The 19,575-nt window shown below is 71.6% G+C and carries 13 protein-coding genes; all 13 read right to left on the bottom strand.

The window, feature by feature from the left end; translation table 11 throughout:
• Positions 1-78: 78 nt before the first annotated feature.
• The 13 genes from CP967_RS26775 to CP967_RS26715 all read right to left on the bottom strand — a co-directional run bounded on the left by CP967_RS26775 (position 79) and on the right by CP967_RS26715 (position 19,553).
• Entirely contained in the window at positions 79-3,705 is a 3,627-nt protein-coding gene (locus CP967_RS26775) for a laminin G domain-containing protein (RefSeq protein ID WP_150490428.1), read from the bottom strand.
• An 857-nt stretch (positions 3,706-4,562) separates the two neighbouring features.
• Positions 4,563-5,690, bottom strand: coding sequence for a dienelactone hydrolase family protein (locus CP967_RS26770; RefSeq protein WP_229888307.1), 1,128 nt, complete (start codon positions 5,688-5,690; stop codon positions 4,563-4,565).
• A 125-nt stretch (positions 5,691-5,815) separates the two neighbouring features.
• On the bottom strand, positions 5,816-6,919 hold the full coding sequence (locus tag CP967_RS26765; protein ID WP_150490427.1) for a pectinesterase family protein: 1,104 nt from the start codon (positions 6,917-6,919) through the stop codon (positions 5,816-5,818).
• 104 nt (positions 6,920-7,023) lie between these two features.
• Positions 7,024-8,367, bottom strand: a complete 1,344-nt coding sequence (locus CP967_RS26760) for a pectate lyase family protein (RefSeq protein WP_150490426.1) — start codon at positions 8,365-8,367, stop codon at positions 7,024-7,026.
• A gap of 385 nt (positions 8,368-8,752) precedes the next feature.
• Complete coding sequence (locus CP967_RS26755; protein ID WP_150490425.1) at positions 8,753-9,589, bottom strand: rhamnogalacturonan acetylesterase; 837 nt, start codon at positions 9,587-9,589, stop codon at positions 8,753-8,755.
• Positions 9,590-9,783: 194 nt separating this feature from the next.
• Entirely contained in the window at positions 9,784-11,118 is a 1,335-nt protein-coding gene (locus tag CP967_RS26750; RefSeq protein ID WP_150490424.1) for an ABC transporter substrate-binding protein, read from the bottom strand.
• Positions 11,119-11,220: 102 nt separating this feature from the next.
• Positions 11,221-12,786 carry a glycoside hydrolase family 43 protein gene (locus CP967_RS26745; protein ID WP_150490423.1) on the bottom strand — a complete coding sequence of 522 codons (1,566 nt, stop codon included), beginning with the start codon at positions 12,784-12,786 and terminating at the stop codon, positions 11,221-11,223.
• The gene (locus CP967_RS26740) at positions 12,783-13,610 is read right to left on the bottom strand and encodes a DUF6807 domain-containing protein (RefSeq protein WP_150490422.1); all 828 of its coding nucleotides are present in this window, start codon (positions 13,608-13,610) and stop codon (positions 12,783-12,785) included. Before CP967_RS26740 ends, CP967_RS26745 begins: the two co-directional genes overlap by 4 nt.
• On the bottom strand, positions 13,607-14,794 hold the full coding sequence (locus tag CP967_RS26735; RefSeq protein WP_150490421.1) for a Gfo/Idh/MocA family protein: 1,188 nt from the start codon (positions 14,792-14,794) through the stop codon (positions 13,607-13,609). Before CP967_RS26735 ends, CP967_RS26740 begins: the two co-directional genes overlap by 4 nt.
• Positions 14,791-15,705 carry a carbohydrate ABC transporter permease gene (locus CP967_RS26730; RefSeq protein ID WP_150490420.1) on the bottom strand — a complete coding sequence of 305 codons (915 nt, stop codon included), beginning with the start codon at positions 15,703-15,705 and terminating at the stop codon, positions 14,791-14,793. Before CP967_RS26730 ends, CP967_RS26735 begins: the two co-directional genes overlap by 4 nt.
• Positions 15,702-16,655: a carbohydrate ABC transporter permease gene (locus CP967_RS26725; RefSeq protein ID WP_150490419.1), complete on the bottom strand. Its 954-nt coding sequence runs from the start codon at positions 16,653-16,655 to the stop codon at positions 15,702-15,704. Before CP967_RS26725 ends, CP967_RS26730 begins: the two co-directional genes overlap by 4 nt.
• Positions 16,656-16,902: 247 nt before the next feature.
• Positions 16,903-18,654: an L-arabinonate dehydratase gene (gene araD / locus CP967_RS26720; protein ID WP_150490418.1), complete on the bottom strand. Its 1,752-nt coding sequence runs from the start codon at positions 18,652-18,654 to the stop codon at positions 16,903-16,905.
• Positions 18,651-19,553, bottom strand: coding sequence for a dihydrodipicolinate synthase family protein (locus CP967_RS26715; RefSeq protein ID WP_150492069.1), 903 nt, complete (start codon positions 19,551-19,553; stop codon positions 18,651-18,653). The genes araD and CP967_RS26715 overlap by 4 nt, the downstream gene beginning before the upstream one ends.
• Positions 19,554-19,575: the final 22 nt, after the last annotated feature.

Here is a 19,575-nt window from a genome sequence, read left to right as displayed (position 1 = left end):
TCGTCAGACGTGGGAAGGGTCGATGGCCCCGCCTCCGGACCGGACGTGTGCCGTCCGGTCCGGAGGCGGGGCCGGGGATCAGGTCAGGGTGGCTTCGATGCTGGTGTCGTCCGCGAGGCCCCTGACCAGGTTCACGAGGCTGGCGTCCAGCGCTCCCTGGAACAGGCGCACCTCGTCGACGGCGCCGGAGAGGAAGGCGGAGGGCGTCGTACCCGTCAGGGTCCTGCCCACCTGGAGAGCGGTGGCCGTGAAGTCCCAGGTGTTGTCCCAGGGCACCCGCGCGCTCTCCACTCCGTTGACGTAGAGCACCACGTCGCCGAAGACGGCCGAGTAGACCAGGGCGAAATGATCGCCCGTGAGTCCTGTGCTGGGCAGGAAGCCGGTAGCCTTCGCGGTCGTGGTCACCGGGGTGTCCGAGTCCGTATCGGTGGCGGTGAGGATCCACCGGCTGTCGGCGGCCGAGTAGCCGACCGTGAGCGCACTGCCCTTCGCTCCGGTCAGGGACAGGACCGTCTGGTCCTTCGCCGGCGACGCCGAGGAGAGCCGGGCGCGGATGGTCAGCGAGAAGCTGTCCTGCGGGGAGAGCAGTCCGGCCGCCCGTGCCGCATAGGCGTCGGTGCCGTTGAGCATGAGATGCCCGTCACCCCATACGGGGTCCTCGGGGGCGGTCTCGACACACTCCGGGTCGGCCTCCGGGTCGCAGCCCGGTGCCGGTGTGTAGATGGCCGCGCCGCCGCCGAGCGTCAGCCCTGTGCCGCCCGCCGCCTCCGGTGCCGTGCCTCCGGGGGCGCTGTCGACGTCCCAGTAGGCGAGCTGCCGTGCCACGATGCCGCCCAGGTCCGCGCTTTCCGGCGCGGTGACCACACGGTCGTAGACCTGGACGTCGGCGATGCCGCCCTTGAAGTGGGCGGTGTACCCGTCGAGGGCCAGCCTGCGGCCGATCTGGAGGGAGCCCATGGCGTTCCAGGGCGTCAGCCGCTTCACGGTCGTGGTGACGGCGATGCCGTCGACATACAGCTTCATCTCGCCCGTGACCCCGTCGTAGGAGCCCACGAGGTGGGTCCAGGCGCCCGGCACCACCTTGCCGCCGGTGACCTGCCAGTCGCCGAGGGACTCCAGGTCGTTGAACGGGGCGCGGAAGGCCCAGCGGCGGGTGCCCGCGTCGTACCCCAGGTCGAAGCCGGGCAGACCGGTGCCGTCCTGGCTGACCACGGTCCGGTCCTCGGTAGGGACCTCGGGGAGGGACACCCAGGCGCTGACCGAGAAGCCGGCCGTGGTGTTGACCATGTGCCTGCCCGTGTCCAGGTAGGCGTTCCCGGTCCCGTCCAGCCGGGCGAAGGTGTCGGCGTCGCCGAGGGGGCCGGGGGCGGCACCGAAGCCGACCCCGGTGCCGGGTTCCGCGGCCGGCGAGGAGCCGGTGCCGGCCGCGGAGCCGGAGCCCGCGACGTCACCGAGGGTCCACCCTCCCACGGGGGCCCGGCCGTCGGAGACGAGGAACTGGTACCCCATCACCGTCTTCTGCGCGTTGCCCGCCGCGTCGACCGCCTTGGCCTCCAGGTTCCACGGCCCTTCGGACGTCGGCATGAACTTCACCGTCGCGGGGCCGCCGGGGGCCGCCGTGTTCACCGTCGTCCAGGCCCCGCCGGTGAACCGGTACTGGTAGCGGGCCACATCGGCGGAGGGCGAGTCCAGAGTGAAGCTCCCGTAGTCACCGACACCGGCGTGCCAGGCGTCGTCGTCCGGGTACTGCGCGGAGGTGATCACCGGTGCGGCGGGAGTCGACGCGTCGTAGATGAACTCGCAGCGTGTGGCGGTGCCCGCGGAACTCCACGGGCCCCAGGCCGTGCCGTCGTGGCCCTGGACGTCCCAGCCGATCGTGGTGTTCGACGGGAGGGTGAAACCGGCGTACGAGTCGGTGCTGAGGTCGGACCCCACCTTGTACTTGAACGACGCGGACCCGGTCTGGCCGGTGCCGGTCGTGGTCCGGGCGCCGGTGGTGGCGTAGTGCTCGACCAGCTTCCCGTCCTTGGTCCAGAAGATGTGGAACCGGGCCTTCAGGCTCTCCGCGTAACCGGCGATGTCGTTGTGGTCGTAGTCCCGGATGGTGGCGTTGAGCACGGGGGCCGAGGAGACGTAGTGGCCGTCCGCGTTCCCGTACTCGCACGAGCCGCCCGGTGACATGGTCAGAGCGCTCATCGCGGGGGCGAGCGGGGGCCGGTTGTACTTGACCTCCAGCTGGGCGTTGCCGCAGAACCGCTTCCAGTACGAGTAGTCGCCCTCGTCACCGGCGCGCAGCCGGAACGTCGTGGTGTCCCAGCCGCTGTCCGCGGCCTTCTGGACCGTGCTCTTGATGTCGAACCGTACGTTCTGGTTCGTCGAGGTGCAGGAGCCCGCGGGGTTCGTCGGCGACTTGCTGCCGATGGTCTCCTTCAGGGAGGGCTGGTTCCCCCAGTTGGTGGCGGAGCTGATCGCGCTCGCCCCGGAGGAGTTGACCCTGCCGAGCTGGACCTCCTTGGCGGAGGAGCTGTAGGTGTGGACCATCGTCACGCCGAACTCGGCCGAGATGATGTCCTTGCCCTCGAACTGCGCCGTCGGGATGGCGAAGAACTGCCGCTTGGTGTCCGAGGAACTCGCACAGCGGTAGGAGACGTCGGCCGGGCAGCGGCCGACTCCTTCGTCGTCGCCGAACTTCCAGAACTCGGCCGACGAGTGGTACGAGGAAACCATGGTCCAGCCGCTGCGGTTCGCCGTCTTGACCACGGGGTCGATGTAGACCGGGTAGACCGTGTCGTCACCGGTGAGCAGTTCCCGGTCCGGCGTCAGGGTCAGGGTGTCCGCGGTGACGTCGAGGGCCACGTCGGCGATCTGCGTGCCGTCCGGGGGTGTCTCCTGCGGGCTGCCGGCGGCGGGGGCGGCCGTGGTGGGCGCCTGCATCCTCGCGACGGCCGGTCCGGTGTCTTCGCCCTGGGCGCTGTCCCACATCAGCGGGGCGGGGGCCTCGAAGACCGTGCCGCCCGCGGAGTCCGTCGCGGTCAGGCCGCCGTCCTCGGATGTCCGGAGTTCGACCGCGGACGCGTGGACGGGCAGGCTGAGTTCGGCCAGTTCCGGGTTCTCGGCGGCCTCCGCGTCCTTGACGACGATCAGGTGCGAGAAGCCCTCGGCGCTCGCGGTGACCTGGAGGTCGACCCCCGGGAGCACCTCCGGGTAGGTCGCGGTCGGGCCTTCGACGGCGGGTTCGGGCAGCTCACCGGGCCAGTCCAGGGACAGCGTACGGCCGTCCCGGCCGATGGTGGCGAACGTGTTCGTGCCCCCGCCGGAGAAGGACATGGCCGCCGGTACCGCCTTCGGCGCGTACGCCCCGTCCTTCTGGCGGACGAGTGTGGCGTCGATGTCCGTCCACTTCCCGTCCTTGAGGGTCCGGACGGGCTGCACGGCGGTGGTGGTGGTGAAGGTGCCGTCCGGGTTGGCCACCGTGGTGCTGCGCTCGTCACGCAGGCCGGGTATCTCAACAGGAGTGCCCTGGCCGGCCGCGGCCTCCTGCGCGGCACGGGTCCCTGCCGTGGCACCGTCGTCGGCGGGGGCCGCTGCCGCCTGGGGGAGGGCTCCTGACGGGGCGACGAGGCCCAGGCCGGTGGCGAGCAGGGCCGCCAGGGTGACCGCGACGCCTGGTCTGCGGCGTCTTGCCCGGTCATCACGTCTGTTCACGGTCGTGGTCCGCTCTCTTCTGTCTGGTCGTTCGATGGGGGTGGCGGGATCTGCCGCCGGTCACCCGGCCGCGGCGAACACGGCGCCCTTATCGGAGATGCCGACGGCCGGGAGGGCGTCGGAGCTACAGGTCCGGCCGACGGGCCGGCACCTGGCCGTCCGGGGCGGTTCCCCGGACCGGCCGCCGGCCTCAGGAGCCACACCCGCCCCGGGCGCGGTCTTCGGGAGTTCCCCCACGCCCCCGCCCTCGCCGGGGAGCACATGGGCCGGCCTCGCCCGTTCGAGACCGTTCACGGTTGCCGGTGGTCCGGTGGTCCGGTGGTCCGGTGACAACGGTGTCGGCTCGGCCGTATCCGTCACGGTCCGGGATGGCGGTGCCCGCGCGGGAGGCCGCGGCGAACACGGGGGGCCGCCCCGTGGCACTCGCTCCAGCAGCGATGGCCGGAAGATCCACCGCGAAGCCCACCGCAACAGGAATTCCAGACATGCCGGATTTGATAACCACACCCACCCCCACAGAAATGTGCGAGGGCCACCCCTGGTGGGCGCGTGAACGCACGACGACGCACAGTCAACGAATGCAATAACGGGGACTTGACCCCTGTCAAGAACATGACCGTTACACGTAATGAACAGCCAATTTCAGCGAGAGAAGGCGAAAAAGGCGGCATCACCCTACTTGGACGGGCAGACGGGACCTGCTCGCCGCCTCGGCCCGGATCGGCACCGAGGAAGAATTCGGACGTGTTCGCCGACATGGAAAAGGATTAGGGAAGGACGGTTCGAAGACGGCTGGAAACGACTGCCGGACACGTCGCGCGGGGTCTCTTTCCGGACCCCGTACACACCGGTTCCCTTCAGACCCGGCCCCGGCTCCCTCCCCCGCCCACCCACCGGTCCAGCCAGTCGTACACCGCCTCCTGCATTCCCGTCCCGAAGGTGTGGCCCTGGCCGGGCCAGATCTCGGTGGTGAGGCGGTCGGTGGCGTCCTGGGAGGCCCAGACCGGGCGCAGCTTCGCGTACGCCGCCGCGGCACCGGCCGGCGGGAAGAGGGGGTCCGCGCCGCCCGTCAGGAAGAGGGCGGGTTTGGGGGCGGCCAGGGACGCCACGTCCGGGATGTCCAGGAGGCGGCTCAGGCCCGGGTGGAGCGTGTGGAAGGCGGACTGGCCGCGCAGGGCGTTGTTGCCGGGGGTCATGAGGTGGCGGAGGGTGGTCATCCAGCCGATGGCGGCGGCCGCGCGGATGTCGTCGGACAGGGCGGAGAGCTGCCAGGCGCGGTAGGCGCCCATGGAGAAGCCGAGCGCTCCCACACGGTGCTCGTCCACCTGGGGCAGTGAGGCGAGGAAGGCCGCGGCGCGGTGGTCCTCGTGGGCGGCGAGGCCGGCCGGTGAGGTGCCCAGCTGTAAGAGGTTGGCGGCCAGGGCCTGTTGGCCGGCGTAGGTGAGCGGGCCCCGGTCGCCCCAGCCGAGGGTGTCGACGGCGAGCACGGCGTAGCCGCGGGAGGCCAGCTCGTCACCGGTGAACCTGCCTCCGTAGTACCGGGCGGTCCAGGCGGTGGCCCGTGCGAGGCGGTCCGGGGCGGCCCAGGGGCGTACGGCCTTCTCCCTGCCGATCGTGAACTCCGAGCCGTGGTCGTGCAGGACCAGGACCGCGGGGAAGGGACCCGGCCCGTCGGGCAGCAGCAGGGAGCCCCGGGTCCGGCTGTAGCGGGTGAGGGCGAACTCCACGGTGCGGGCGGTGTAGCCGGCGCGGGGATGTGCGTCGAGGGTGACCGGTTCGAAGGGCGCGTCGGCGCCGGGCGGCCGGAGCAGCAGTCCGTGCACCGCGGCGCGGGCCCCGGCACGCCAGGTGCCGAAGTCCCGCGCCGCGGAGTTCTCCCGGGAGAGGGGGAAGGTGAGTTCTTCCCGGAGGAGTCCGTGGAAGGCGGGAAGTACCCCGTGGACCAGCCCGGAGGAGGCCGGGCCGGAGAAGGCAGCGCCGGCCACGGCAGGACCGGACACGGCAGCGCCGGCCGCGGCAGGACCGGAGGAGGTCCGGCCGGGGACGGCCCGGCCGGGCGCCGCCGGGTCCGGCCGGGTGGTGGCCGAAGGGGCCGGGTCCGGCGGGGTGGTCACGCGTAGGGGCACCAGTCGCCGAGGTAGGCGGCCGGGGTGTGGGCACGGGCCTCGGACCGGCTCAGCTGGGGGCGGTTGCCGGGGACGGTGGTCCGGGCGCCGGGGCCGGTGTTGCGGTACTCGGCGAAGCGCTGTTCCTGCCAGGGGAATCCGGCGGACATGGTGCCGTACGGGGCGGCCGCGTCGATGCCGGCGCCGAGGTGGCTGTCCCGGACGGTCAGCATGGGGTGGGCGGTGGGGTCGGAGGAGGGCACCCAGGGGCGGGCCAGCTTGTAGTAGCCGTCGGGGGCGGTGCTGGTGACGCGGGAGCGCAGGACCAGGTAACCGTGCGGGTTGGGCCCGGCGGTGCTGGGCGCGAAGACGAAGCCGTAGGGGGCCGCGGCCAGGTCGGTGCGGGTCAGGGTGCGGAAGTGGCAGCGGTCGTAGACGGCGGTGGCCCGGCCGAACACGAAGTCGACGTCGCCCTCCATGTAGCAGTCCCGGTAGTACTGCCGGGCGAACGAGGTGAGGGAGAGGGAGTCGGCGTAGAGCGTGTCCTGGTGGCCGAGGAAGCGGCAGCCGTGGAACGCCGAGCGGTCGCCCTGGACCTTGATGGCGACGGCCTGGGTACCGGTGTACCCGGGGTTGTCCGAGCGCAGCCAGTCGTTGGCGAAGGTCAGGTCGCGGGCGGTGAAGTCCGCGGCCTGGACGGTGACGGTGGCCGAGCCGCTGGTGCCGAGCGTGCCGGAGCCGTCGGGCTTGGGGGTGCCGGCCGCGTTGTCGTACACGATGACGGTGTCGCGGGGGTCGCCGCTCGCGCCGATGAGGGTGAGGCCGGTCCGCGAGGCGGACACCGAGAGCGTGCCGCGGTAGGTGCCGGGGGCGATGACCAGGGTGTGCCCGGTACCGGTGGCCGCGGCGAGGGCCGCGCGTACGTCGGTGTGGTCGCCGCGGCCGTGCGGGTCGACGTACAGGGTGAGCGGGTCGAGGCGGCGGCCGGGTGAGCCGTAGCGGCCGAAGGGGCGGGGGCGGGCGGGCCGGGCCTGGGCGGCGGGGGTGGAGAGGGCGAGGGCGGCACCCGCGCCGGCGAGCAGGGACAGGGCGCTGCGTCTGCTGGGCATGGCGGTACTCCTTGGTCCGTGCGGGGGGTGGGGCGGGCTGGCCGGAGCGGCGCCTTCCGGGGTGGTGGAAGGGTGCGGTGCCGCTCCGGCCGGTCAGGGGTGGGTCAGTTGGCGCGCGCCTTGCCGGCGCCGGCCTTCAGACCCACGAGTACGGGGACGACGAGCGGGTGGTTGACCTTGGTGCGGAGCGTCGGGGTCCAGCCGGCGCCCTCGGTGAGGTGCTCGGTGGGGACGCCCGCGTTGTGCACGGCTATCAGGTCGGTCTTGCGGCCGTTGACGTAGTTGCCGCCCGCGGTGAGGGAGGACTCCGACCACTTCTTGAGGATGGTGGCCTTGTCGAAGCCCTTGGGCACGGTGAACGCGTTGTGCTCGGCGACCAGGTGCGATTCGGCGCCGATGCCGTAGGTGTAGCCGTAGGCGGCACCCCTGGTGGCGACGAAGTGGTTGTTGTACGAGTCGACCTGGCCGAAGCGGACGCGGGGCGCGCGCTCCTTCACGTCCTTGAAGAGGTTGTGGTGCAGCGTGACGCGGAGCTTGCCCCGGTCGGTGTCACCGGCCTTGTCGCTGTTGCCGATGAGCATGGTCTTGTCGTGGTCCTTGAGGACGTTCCAGGAGACGGTGACCAGGTCGGCGCCGCGGACGATGTCGAAGAGGCCGTCGTGCTGCTGGTAGACCTGGCCGAAGTAGTACGGCTGGCCGGCGTCGGGACGGTCGCCGTCGCTGAAGGTGTTGTGGTCGACCCAGACGTGGTCGGAGCCGTAGACGACGAGGTTGTCGTACTCGGAGTTCCAGGCGCCGTTGTCACCGTCGGTGGGGTCCCACTGGGGGAAGCAGTCGTAGGTGTCCTCGAAGTTGATGTTGCGGATGATGACGTTGGAGACGCCCTTCACCTGGAGGCTCGCGCCGATGACCGTCGGGTTCTCGCCGACGCCGACGAGCGTGGTGTTGGACGGGACGTTGACGTTGACGGCGGCCGCCTGGAGCTTCGCGGACGCCGCGCGGGCGTCCTCCAGCGGGCCGGAGGGCACCTCCTCGGTGCCCCAGACCGCCGGGTCGTAGGCGGCGAGGTACTTCTCCAGGGTGTAACCGTCCTGCTGGTAGTCCTCGCAGCCGATCGGGGTGCCGTTGGCGTCGGAGTTGCCGTGGACGGTGCCCGCGATCCTGACGATCTTGGGGGCGTCGCCGGCGTCCCGGAACGCGGCGATCAGCTCGGCGCGGTTGGTGACCGTGTAGACGTGGTCCGGGGTGGCGTTCGCGCCACCGGTGGTGGAGCCCTCGGCGGCGGCCCAGCCGTCGCCCTCGGGGAGGACGGCGCGCTCGATCCCCTTGTGGCCGTTGCCGTGGCCGTGGCCGTGGGCGGCCTGGGCGGGGACGCTCACGGCGAGGGCGAGCGAGGCACAGCCCATCACCACGGCGATGGCGCGGACGTTTCGCATGCGTGCGGGCATGACGGATCCTTCACTGTCGTACGGGAATGACTGGTGAGGTGGTGCGGGTGGTGCGCGCGGGGGGTGGGGTTCTGCGGGCGGCCCTGGGCGCCGGAGGCCCAGGACGCGGCCGGGGCGGTACCGGCCGGCACCGCGCGGACGTCGCGGAAGCGTCGCAAGCGGTATGCGTGGTGCGGTGGGTACGCGTGGTGCGGGCGGTACACGTGGTGCGGGCGGTACGCGCACGGCATGAGCGGTACGCGGGTGGTGCGGGTGGTACGGCCGGACGCGGGCGGTGCGGTCCGGCGGTACGGGCGGGGCGGGTGGTGCCGGCGGGGCGGGCCCGTCGGGCCGTCCCCGCGAGGAGGACGGCCCCGGTGCCACGCCGGCGTGGCGGGGTGCCGGCTCAGGCGGGCTGCGGCCAGACGATCCGGTGCCCGGAGACCGGCGCGCCGAGACTGCGGACGTCGCCCGGGACGAGCACTCCCCGGTCCCGGAGTGCGCGGGTGGTCATCCGGGCCACCTCGACGGCACCGGCGGGGCTGAAGTGGGTGTTGTCCTGGCGGCCGTCGGGGTAGTTCGGCGACTCGCCGGGTTCCAGCCAGTTGAACAGGGCCTCGGTCCCGTCCGGGCCGAGTCCCTGCCAGCGGGCCAGGGAGAGGGCCTGCATGTCGATCAGCGGCACCCCTTCCTCGGCGGCCAGGGCGCGCATCGCCGCCGGGTACTCCCCGTGGGTGGGCTTGGCGGTGCCGTCGGCGGCGAACCTGCGGCGCTCCACCGGGGTGATCAGGACCGGCTGCGCCCGGCGCCTGCGGGCGCCGTCGAGGTACTGGCGCAGGTACTGCTGGTAGGTGGTCCAGGGGTCCGTGCCGCGGGCCGGGTCCTCGGTCTTCTCGTCGTTGTGCCCGAACTGGACCAGGACGAGGTCGCCGGGGGCGACGCGGTGCAGCAGGGCGGTGAGGCGGCCCTCGTCGATGAAGCTCTTGGAACTGCGGCCGTTGACGGCGTGGTTGGCGACCGCGAGGTGACGGCCGAGGAAGAACGGGAGGGCCATGCCCCAACCGGTTTCCGGTGCGGCGTCGGCGTATTTCTGTGCGGCCGTGGAGTCACCCGCGATGTGCAGGGTGCGGAGCCGGGGCTTGCTGCCGCCGGAGCCGGCCTGCTGGGCGACGGCGGGGGTGGCGATCAGCGCGAGCGGCAGCGCCAGGAGCGCGGCTGCGGTCTGTCTGCGGGTGAGTGACACAGGTGGTACTGCCTCTCTCGGACCTCTGGGAGTCCCGGGTTGCCGGGACCTGTGAAAGCTGCGCGTGACGTGAAGGGCGTGTGTGACGCGCGTACCGATTGTGCACGGTTGAGGGGGGACCGGCGGCGGGGCGCGACCCTGACCGCCGCCGGTCCCCCGGTCATCGGGGTGCCGGCCGTGGCGGGAGGGACGGCTCAGCCGTTGCTCCGCTCCTGCCACTCCTTGTTGGCCTCGTTCAGCTCATCGGCCATCTTGTCCAGGAAGTCCTTGGCCGTGATCTTGCCGAGCAGCAGCTTCTGGAACTCGGGCTCGTTGTCGGCCTTGCTGATGTTGTTCCAGTCCGGCAGGTAGTACGGCAGGTCCACGACCTTGGTGGAACCGTCGGTGAGGGCACCGGCGGCCAGGGAGGTCGGCTCGGACTCCTTGATCCACGGGTCCTTGGCGGCCTCGGTGTTGGCCGGGATGGCGCCCGCGGACTCGTTCCACTTGCTGTTGGACTCGTGGGAGGCCGCGAACTCGATGAACTTCCAGGCCGCGTCCTTGTTCTCGCTGGACTTGAAGAGGCCGAGACCGTCGACGGGGTTGGAGACCTGGACGCGGGTGCCGCTGTCCCCGATGGGGGCGGGGATGCCGGCGAACTTCTCCTCGCCGAGCGCCTTGAGGTGGTCCTGGTAGGAGCCGAGGTTGTGGCTCAGCATGCCGATGGTGCCGGTGTCCCACTGGGCGACCATCTTCGTGAAGTCGTTGTTGACGTCGGCGGCCGGCGTCGTCTTCTTGAAGAGGCCGGCGTACTTCTCCAGCGCCTCGACGTTCTTGGGGTCGTTGAGCGTCGTCTTGTCGCCGTCCCAGAACGAGGTGATGCCGCTCTGGCCGTAGACGGCGTCCAGGGCCTGGGCGATGGAGCCCGCCCCGCCGCGGATGGTGTAGCCGAACTTGTTGTTCTTGGCGTCGGTCAGCTTGTCCGCGGCCTCGTAGAACTTGGCCCAGGTGGTGGGCGCCTCCAGCCCGGCCGCCTCGAACAGGTCGGTGCGGTACCACAGGACACCGTTGTTCGCGGAGGTCGGCACGGTGTACATGTCGTCCCCGCGGCCCGCGGCCGAGGTGACGCTGGCCACCATGCTCTCGACCAGCTTGCCCTGGAGCGTGGAGTCCTCGATCCGGTCGTTGAGGGGTTCCAGGGCCTCCTGCGACACCATGTTGGCGAGGTAGGCGGTGCCGACACCGCCGACATCGGGCAGACCGCCGCCCGCGATGGCCGTGTCGTACTTCGACTGGACGTCGGCGATCGGGATCGGGACGTACTTGACCTTGATGTCCGGGTACTTCTTCTCGAAGTCCTTGATGATCTCGGTCCAGATGGCGGTGCGCGGACCACCGTTGTTGTCCCAGAAGGTGATCTCGCCCTTGCCGCTGCCGTCGCTGCCGGAGCTGGTGCCGTCGTCACCGCACGCGGTGGCCGTCAGGGCGAGCACCGCCGTGAGGGAGACCGCGGCCGCGGCGCGCCCCCGCTGCGTCTTCGAGATGGTCATCGTCGGCTCTTCTCTCTCGATCTGTCGTGAATGCTGGTGTCGCAGGTGCTGTTCGATGGGTGCTGTTCGGTACGTGCCGTGGGGGGCGGTCGGGGGGCGGGCTCAGGCGCCCGTGCGGGTGCCGCTGCCGGCGGGAGCGGGTGCGGCGGTACGGAAGTCGGTGAAGTGGGCCGTTCCGGCGGGTTCTGTGCCCGCCGGCGCGGTGGCGAAGAGGCCGAGCAGGGCTCCGACCCAGCGCCACGGGGTGGCGGCGAAGACCTGGCCCGAGGGGCGGAAGCCGTCGCCGGTGTCGGCGAGGAAGCGGCAGCGCGCCCCGGTGGTGACCTCGACGCGCAGCCGGGCCCGTCCGCCGGGTGCCGGGCGGGAGTACTCGGCGTCCCGTTCGTGTTCGGCGACGCCTTCGGCGTACCGGTGGACGAGCAGCGGTGTGCCGTCGGGGCCGGCCTCCAGGCCGATCCAGCTGAAGGCGTCGCCGAGCACGGCGAGTCCGGCGTTGGCTCCGGGTACGCCGCTGTGCAGGGCGAGGTCCACCTCCGCGGTGAACTCCTCGGCGGGCAGCCGCTGGACCAGGACGCTGGGCAGGACCCGCAGGTCGTGGGCGTAGGCGGTCGGTACGCAGGTGAGCCGCAGCCCGTGCCCGTCGTGCTCCCCGGTCCACTCCGGCCGGGGGTCGGCCGTCCACTGCCACTGCGGGCCGGGCCGGCCGCCGGGGAAGGTGTCACCGGAGGCCGGCGCGGTCACGGGCTGCGCCGGGGCGGTGGGCTTGCGGTGCACGGCGACGGGTTCGCCCGCGTCCCCGATGACGGGCCAGCCGTCCTCGCTCCAGCGCATCGGCTGGAGGTGGACGACCCGGCCGTAGGCGCCCTTGGACTGGAAGTGCAGGAACCAGTCCTCTCCGGCCGCGGTGCGGACCCAGCCGCCCTGGTGGGGGCCGTTGACGGCGGTACGGCCCTGTTCCAGGACGACGCGTTCCTCGTACGGTCCGAAGAAGTCGCGGGAGCGGAAGGCTCCCTGCCAGCCCGTCTCCACGCCTCCGGCGGGGGCGAGGATCCAGAACCAGCCGTCGTGGCGGTAGAGCTTGGGGCCTTCCAGGGTGAACCAGCCGGGGATGGTGTCCGCGTCGACCAGGGTGGTGCCCTCGTCGAGCAGGGTGCGCCCGTCGGGGCTCATCCGGTGGCCGGTCAGCCGGTTCTTGACGCCGGAGCGGGACTTGGCCCAGGCGTGTACGAGGTAGGCCTCGCCGGTCTCCTCGTCCCACAGCGGGCAGGCGTCGATGAGGCCCTTGCCCGCCTTGACCAGGTGCGGCGCGGTCCACGGTCCCTCGACGCGCTCGGCGTTGACCTGCTGGATGCCGTGGTCGGGGTCGCCCCAGAAGATCCAGAAGCGTCCGGCGTGGTGCCGCAGCGAGGGCGCCCACACCCCGCAGTCGTGGCGGGGGACGACGAACTCGGAGGCGGGCTCCAGGCGGTCGAGGGCGTGGCCGGCCAGGGTCCAGTTGACCAGGTCCCGGGAGTGCAGCAGGGGCAGCCCCGGGAACCGGCCGAAGCTGGAGGCGGTGAGGTAGTGGTCCTCCCCCACGCTCACGACGTCGGGGTCCGACCAGTCGGCGTTCAGCACCGGGTTGCGGTAGGTGCCGTCACCGAGGTCGGCGGTCCAGGGCGGGTTCACGCGGTGACCACCTTGCGGACGTGGGCGGCTGCGGCCTCCCGGTCGAGCCGGCCGTCGGCGACGACGGTGACGACGCGGCGGACGACGGTGGCCCCGGCGGGTACGGGGAGCCGGGTGCCGGCCGCGAGGGAGGAGCCGACGCCCGGGTACTCGGTGGTCCGCACGAACCACGGGTCGCGCCGGGTCTCCTCGGTGGCCCCGGCGAAGACCAGGGTCCAGCCGTCGCCGGCGAGCGCCAGCCAGTCGGCGGCCCTGCCGTGCACGGCCTCCTCGCCGTCGAGGGTGCCGCTGAAGACGGCGGGGGCGGCGGGTTCCTTCGGGGCGCGCCAGAAGAAGCCGCCGTACCCGGCGCCGGGGCGGCCGTTGGTGGCGGGGCTGCCGATGGACAGGTCCTTCTCGCCGCGGTTGGTGAGCGAGAAGGAGAGGTCCAGCGCCCAGGCGGTGCCGGTGAGCTCGACGGCGGCCACCGTCCGGTGCTCGCGCAGGAGTTCGGCGCCGCCGGCCTCCCAGCCGAGTTCCTCCACGAAGCCGTCCGGGTCGCGGAGCTTCCAGCCGAGGTGGCGCTGTGCCCCGTGGTTGTCGAGTGCGGTGGGGCCCTGGCCGCGGACGTAGGTACGGCCGCCCCAGAAGTTGTACCCGGCGACGTCGGGGACGGCGACGGAGACACCGAGGTGGTGGATGTGGTCGGCGGGGCGTTCCTCGGTGACGGGGACGCCGGCGAGGGTGGTGACGGGGTGGAGATAGGGGCGGGTGACCGCCTCGCCGCCGTAGGTGTAGCGGCCGACGGGGCGCCCGCCGCAGCTGAGGAGGGCGGTGGTGGTCATGGGGTGCTCACCTCGCTGTGCCGCGCCCAGGGGGCGCCTAGTTCGGAGAAGAGGCTGAGGGTGTCCGCCCCGGCGGCGACCAGGGCGTCGATGCCGGGCACGACGCGCCGTACGCCGTCGCCGGTGCCGGCGGGCAGGGTGTGCCAGACGTCCTGGGGGAGGGCGGCCGGCTCGGGGGCGGTGCGCACGGCCTCGACGACCCGCATGAAGGCGCCGGTGCGCTCGGGCGGTACGAGCAGTGCGGTGCCCCGCACCAGGTGGCCGACGAGGTTCTCCAGCAGGTCGGTCCGCCCGTGCACGGTCTCCTCGGGGCCGTGTCCGGCGCGCTGGACCAGGACCTGGTCCTGCTTGTACCAGAAGGTGATCCGGCCCCGGTCGCCGTGGACGATCACATAGGGTTCCCCGGCCTGTTCGGCGCAGAGGGTGACCGCCGCGGTGACGGGGAGGCCCCCGGTGGTGGTGACACGGACGCAGCTGGTGTCGTCGGCCTCGATGTCGTGGGCCCGGAAGAGTTCGGTCTCGATGGACAGGACGTCCTCGGCCGTTCCCCGGTCCGCGAGTTCGAGTGCGGTGGCGACGGCGTGGGCCAGCGGGTTGGTGAGCACCCCGTCGACCACGTCGGTGGTGCCGAGCCTGCGGCGGCCCGCCCACGGCGCCCGCCGGAAGTAGAGGTCGTCTCGGACCCAGGCCCCGGCGGCGCCGATCCCCTTCAGTTCGCCGATGGCGCCGGAACGTACGAGTTCCTTGACGGCGGGCACGGCGTGTGAGCCGAAGGACTGGAAGCCGACCTGGCAGGCGATGCCCGCCTCCCGTACGCCGTCAGCCATCCGGGCGTAGTCGTCGAAGGTCGCGGCGGGCGGCTTCTCCAGGAGGAGGTGGACACCGCGGGCCGCCGCGGTCAGTGCCAGCGCGGTGTGGGTGGGGATCGGGGTGCAGATGACGGCGGCGCGGGCGCCGGTGGAGTCCAGGAGCGCCCCGAAGTCGCCGGACTGCTCGGGCATCTCCCCGACGAACGCCTCCAGTTCGGTGTCGGTGAGCGGGTTCAGTTCGCAGACGCCGGCCAGCCTGACCAGGCCCTGGTGCTGGAGCCGGCGGATGTTGGCGAGGTGCCAGCGTCCGTGTCCCCGGGCTCCGGCCAGGACGATGGGGAGGGGGGTGGTGGCGTGTGTCGGCACGTTCCTCATCCCTTCACGGCGCCGGCGCTGAAGCCGGTGATGAGCCACTTCTGGATGAAGGCGAAGACGATCACCACGGGCACCGCGGCGATCACACCGCCCGCGGCCAGTGCGCCGAGGTCCACGCTGTCCGCGCCGATCAGGGTGTTGAGGCCGACCGGGATCGTCTGCTTGTCCTGCTCGCTGAGGAACATCAGGGCGAACAGGAAGTGGTTCCAGCTGTGCACGAAGGCGAAGGAGCCCACCGCGATCAGCCCGGGGCGCAGCAGCGGCAGCACGACCGCGCAGAAGGCCTTGAAGCGCGAGCAGCCGTCCACCCAGGCGGCTTCCTCCAGGGTCACCGGGACGTTCTTGATGAATCCGCTGATCAGGATGATCGACAGGGGGAGCTGGAAGACGGTCTCCGCGATGACCACGCTCACCAGGGAGTTGATCAGCTGGAGGTTCTTGAAGATCTCGAAGAGCGGGACGAGCATCAGCGCGCCCGGGATGAACTGCGAGCAGAGCAGGGCCAGCATGAAGCCGCCCTTGATCTTGAAGTCGAAGCGGGCCAGGGCGTATCCGCCGGCCAGCGCGACCAGGGTGGTGGCGATCAGCGTCGCGACGCCGACGATCATGCTGTTCTGGAAGAAGACGGCGAAGCTGCGTTCGTTCCAGACCTTGGAGAAGTGCTCCCCCGTCATCGGCCATGGCACCAGCGAGGTGGAGCCGGCGGGCCGTACGGCGAAGAGGAGCATCCAGTAGAAGGGGATGAGCGTGAAGAGCAGGTAGATGCCGAGCGGCACATAGATCTGCCAGCGCGGTACGTCGTCGAAGGCGCGCTCGCGCTTCGGGCGGCGGGCGGAGAACGGCGGCGGGGAGCTGGGGCGGGGTGCGTTCCCCGGTGCGCTGTCCTTCTTCTCTACGAGTGCGGCAGTCACTTGTGGTCGCCTCCGAACTTGCTCAGGCGCAGATAGACGATCGAGCAGAAGAGGAGGATCACGAAGGCGACGGTGGTGAGCGCGGACGCGTATCCGAAGTCGTGGCCCTCGATGCCTGTGTTGGCGACGTAGAGGGGCAGGGTGGTGGTCTCGCCGGCCGGTCCGCCGCCGGTGAGGGTGTAGAGCAGGTCGACGTTGTTGAACTCCCAGACCCCGCGCAGCAGGGTGGCGAGGATGATCGCGTCGCGCAGGTGCGGCAGGGTGATGTGGAAGAACTGCCGGAAGCGTCCCGCGCCGTCGACCGCCGCCGCCTCGTACAGCTCCTTGGAGACGGACTGGAGGTCGGCGAGGATGAGGATGGCGAAGAAGGGGACCCCGCGCCAGAGTTCGGTGACGGTGGCGGCCCAGAAGACCGTTCCGGTGTCGGAGAGCACCGAGGTGCCGTAGTCGCCGATGCCGGCGTCCGCGAGGTAGCGGCTGAAACCGGTCGAGGAGTTGTAGAGCAGGATCCAGATGGTGCTGGTCAGCACGCCGGAGACGGCCCAGGGCGAGAAGACCAGGGCGCGGGATATGCCGCGTCCGATGAAGGTCTGGTTGACGATCAGGGCGAGCGCGAGGCCGAGTGCCAGCTGGAGGGTGACCTGGGTGAAGACCCACTGGGCGCTGAAGCCGAGCGTCGACCAGAACTGGTCGTCCTCGGTGAAGATCCGGGTGAAGTTGTCGAGTCCGGCGAAGCCGTTCCGCCACGGCTTGGTGACGTTGTAGTTCTGGAGGCTGTAGTAGAAGACGCTGATCACCGGGTAGGCGATGAAGCCCAGCATCAGCAGGCCCGCGGGCGCGATCAGCAGATACGGCAGGCGGCGGGGGCTGGCCGTACGTCGCTTGGGCGCCTTCTGCTCGGGCTTTTTCGCCTTGGGCGGCGGTGTGGCCACGGCTGCGGATTGGGCCATGACGCGTCTCCGATCTCTGGGAAGTGCTGGGGGTGCCGTGCTTTCGGTGGTGCCGGTGCTTGAGGTGGTGCCGGGGCTCGGGGTGCCGGGGCTCGGGGCGGTGCCGGTGCTCTCGGTGGTGCGTGTGCTCGGGGTGGTGCGTGTGCTCCGGGGAGGCGCTTCCGTCGCTCTCCGCGTTGTGCAAGCGCTTACCGCATGGCGTTCGGTATGCCGGACAGTCGGTGCGCTGAATTCTCCGGCCGGCGGGTCAGCCCGCGTACGGGTCGGGCACTTCTCCCGGCCGGGCCAGGAAGGTGAAGTCGCATCCCGTGTCGGCCTGGGTGATCTGGTCCTGGTAGAGCGCTCCGTAGCCGCGCCCGTAGCGGGCGGGCGGCGGTGTCCACGCGGCCCTGCGGGCCTCCAGCTCCTCCTCGGTGACGTCGAGGTGCAGCTGCCGGGCCCCGACGTCCAGGGTGATGAGGTCACCGGTGCGGACGAGGGCGAGCGGTCCGCCCACGAAGGACTCGGGGGCGACGTGCAGCACGCACGCCCCGTAACTGGTGCCGCTCATCCGCGCGTCGGAGATCCGCACCATGTCCCGTACGCCCTGCTTCAGCAGGTAGTCGGGGATCGGCAGCATGCCGTACTCGGGCATGCCGGGGCCGCCCTTGGGGCCGGCGTTGCGGAGCACCAGCACATGGTCCGGGGTGAGGGCCAGGGCCGGGTCGTTGATGGTGCGCTGCATCTCCTTGTAGTCGTCGAAGACGACCGCGGGGCCGGTGTGGCGCAGCAGGTGCGGTTCGGCGGCGATGTGCTTGATGACGGCGCCGTCGGGGCAGAGGTTGCCGCGCAGCACCGCCACGCCGCCCTCCTCGGCCAGCGGGTCGTCCCGGTCGCGGATGACGTCCGCGTTGTGGACCAGCGCCCCCTCGATCTGCTCGCCCATCGTGGTGTGCGCGACGGTCGGGCGGTCCAGGTGCAGGACGTCGGTGAGCCGGGACAGGAAACCGGGCAGTCCCCCGGCGAAGTGGAAGTCCTCCATCAGGTACGCGCCGCCGGGGCGGAGGTTGGCGAGGACCGGGACGGTGCGGGCGATGCGGTCGAAGTCGTCCAGGGTGAGCTTCACCCCGGAGCGGCCGGCCATCGCGATCAGGTGGATGACCGCGTTGGTGGAGCCGCCGAGGGCCAGCACGGTGGCGACCGCGTCCTCGTACGCGTCGGCGGTCAGGATCTTCGACAGCGTCAGCTGCTGCCACACCAGTTCGACGATCCGCAGTCCCGACTGCGCCGCCATCCGGTCGTGGCCGGAGTCCACGGCCGGGATGGAGGAGGCGCCCGGCACGGTGACGCCGAGTGCCTCGGCCGCGGCCGTCAGGGTGGAGGCGGTGCCCATGGTCATGCAGTGGCCGGGCGAGCGGGCGAGGCCGTTCTCCAGTTCGCCCATCTCGCAGTCACCGATGAGCCCGGCACGCTTGTCGTCCCAGTACTTCCACATGTCCGTGCCGGAGCCGAGGACCTCGTTGCGCCAGTGGCCCGGCAGCATCGGTCCGGCGGGCACGAAGACCGTCGGCAGGTCCACGGAGGCGGCGCCCATCAGCAGTGCGGGCGTCGACTTGTCGCAGCCGCCCAGCAGCACCGCCCCGTCGACGGGGTAGGAGCGCAGCAGCTCCTCCGTCTCCATGGCCAGCATGTTGCGGTAGAGCATCGGGGTCGGCTTCTGGAAGGTCTCCGAGAGGGTGGAGACCGGGAACTCCAGCGGGAAGCCGCCCGCCTGCCAGACGCCCCGCTTGACCGCCTGGGCGCGGTCGCGCAGGTGGACGTGGCAGGGGTTGATGTCCGACCAGGTGTTGAGGATCGCGATGACCGGCTTGCCCAGGTGCTCCTCGGGGAGGTAGCCGAGCTGCCGGGTGCGGGCCCGGTGGCTGAACGAGCGGAGCCCGTCGGTGCCGTACCACTGGTGGCTGCGCAGCTCCTCGGGGGCGATGCGGCGCCCCGTCGTCCCCGTGGTGGTGTCGCTCATACGGACCACCCGGCGATCTGCTCGGCGACCTCGGCGCGCTGGGCCTCGGGCAGCACCCGGCTCGGGGCGCGTACGTCGCGGCGGCACAGCCCCAGGGAGGCCAGGGCCTCCTTGATGACCGTGACGTTGTTGGCGGACTGCCGGTCGGCGCGCAGGTCCTCGAAGCGGCGGATCTGCTCCCAGACCTTCATCGCGGCCGTGTAGTCGCCGGCCCGCAGCGCCTCCAGCATGGTCAGGGAGACGCCGGGGGCGACGTTGACGAGGCCGGAGGTGAAGCCGGTGGCGCCGGTGGCGAAGTAGGAGGGGGCGTACAGCTCGGCGAGCCCCGCGACCCAGACGAAGCGCTCCAGGCCGGCGTCCCGGGCGAACGCGCCGAAGCGGGCGGCGTCGGGGACGGCGTACTTCACGCCGATGACGTTGGGGCAGCTGTCGGCGAGTTCGGCCAGCTTGTCGCCGGACAGCAGCGGGTTGCGGATGTAGGGGACGACACCGAGCTCGGGGACCGCCTCGGCGATGGCCCGGTGGTAGTCGATCCAGCCGTCCTGCGCCACGTAGGGGTGGACGGGCTGGTGCACCATCACCATCTCGGCGCCGGCGGATCCGGCGTGCTCGGCGGCGGCCACGGCGGTCGGCACGTCGTGTCCCACACCGACCAGGACGGTGGCCCGCGCGGCCACCTCCTCGATGGTCAGTTCGGTGACGGCGCGCCGCTCGTCGGGGGTCAGCGCATAGAACTCCCCGGTGTTGCCGTTCGGGGTGACGATGCGGACGCCGCCGTCGAGGAGCCTGCGCAGCAGGGCGCGGTGCGCCGTGGTGTCGATGGTGCCGTCCTCGGCGAACGGGGTCACCGGGATCGCGACGACGTCTGCGAGGGCCGCCTTCAGCGGGGAGAGGTCCATGCGGACTGGCCTTTCGTCGAAG

The sequence above is a fragment of the Streptomyces nitrosporeus genome, from assembly GCF_008704555.1.
GTDB classification, from domain to species: Bacteria; Actinomycetota; Actinomycetes; order Streptomycetales; family Streptomycetaceae; genus Streptomyces; species Streptomyces nitrosporeus.
Note: the sequence above shows the minus strand (reverse complement) of the source record. Positions and strands in the feature narration are given on the sequence as shown.

Excerpts from the sequence above, each read along its gene's own strand:
- CP967_RS26765 (WP_150490427.1), bottom strand. The coding sequence starts at position 6,919 with ATGCCCAGCAGACGCAGCGCCCTGTCCCTGCTCGCCGGCGCGGGTGCC.
- CP967_RS26750 (WP_150490424.1), bottom strand. The coding sequence starts at position 11,118 with ATGACCATCTCGAAGACGCAGCGGGGGCGCGCCGCGGCCGCGGTCTCC.
- CP967_RS26760 (WP_150490426.1), bottom strand. The coding sequence starts at position 8,367 with ATGCCCGCACGCATGCGAAACGTCCGCGCCATCGCCGTGGTGATGGGC.
- CP967_RS26715 (WP_150492069.1), bottom strand. The coding sequence starts at position 19,553 with ATGGACCTCTCCCCGCTGAAGGCGGCCCTCGCAGACGTCGTCGCGATC.
- CP967_RS26735 (WP_150490421.1), bottom strand. The coding sequence starts at position 14,794 with ATGAGGAACGTGCCGACACACGCCACCACCCCCCTCCCCATCGTCCTG.
- CP967_RS26740 (WP_150490422.1), bottom strand. The coding sequence starts at position 13,610 with ATGACCACCACCGCCCTCCTCAGCTGCGGCGGGCGCCCCGTCGGCCGC.
- araD (WP_150490418.1), bottom strand. The coding sequence starts at position 18,654 with ATGAGCGACACCACCACGGGGACGACGGGGCGCCGCATCGCCCCCGAG.
- CP967_RS26725 (WP_150490419.1), bottom strand. The coding sequence starts at position 16,655 with ATGGCCCAATCCGCAGCCGTGGCCACACCGCCGCCCAAGGCGAAAAAG.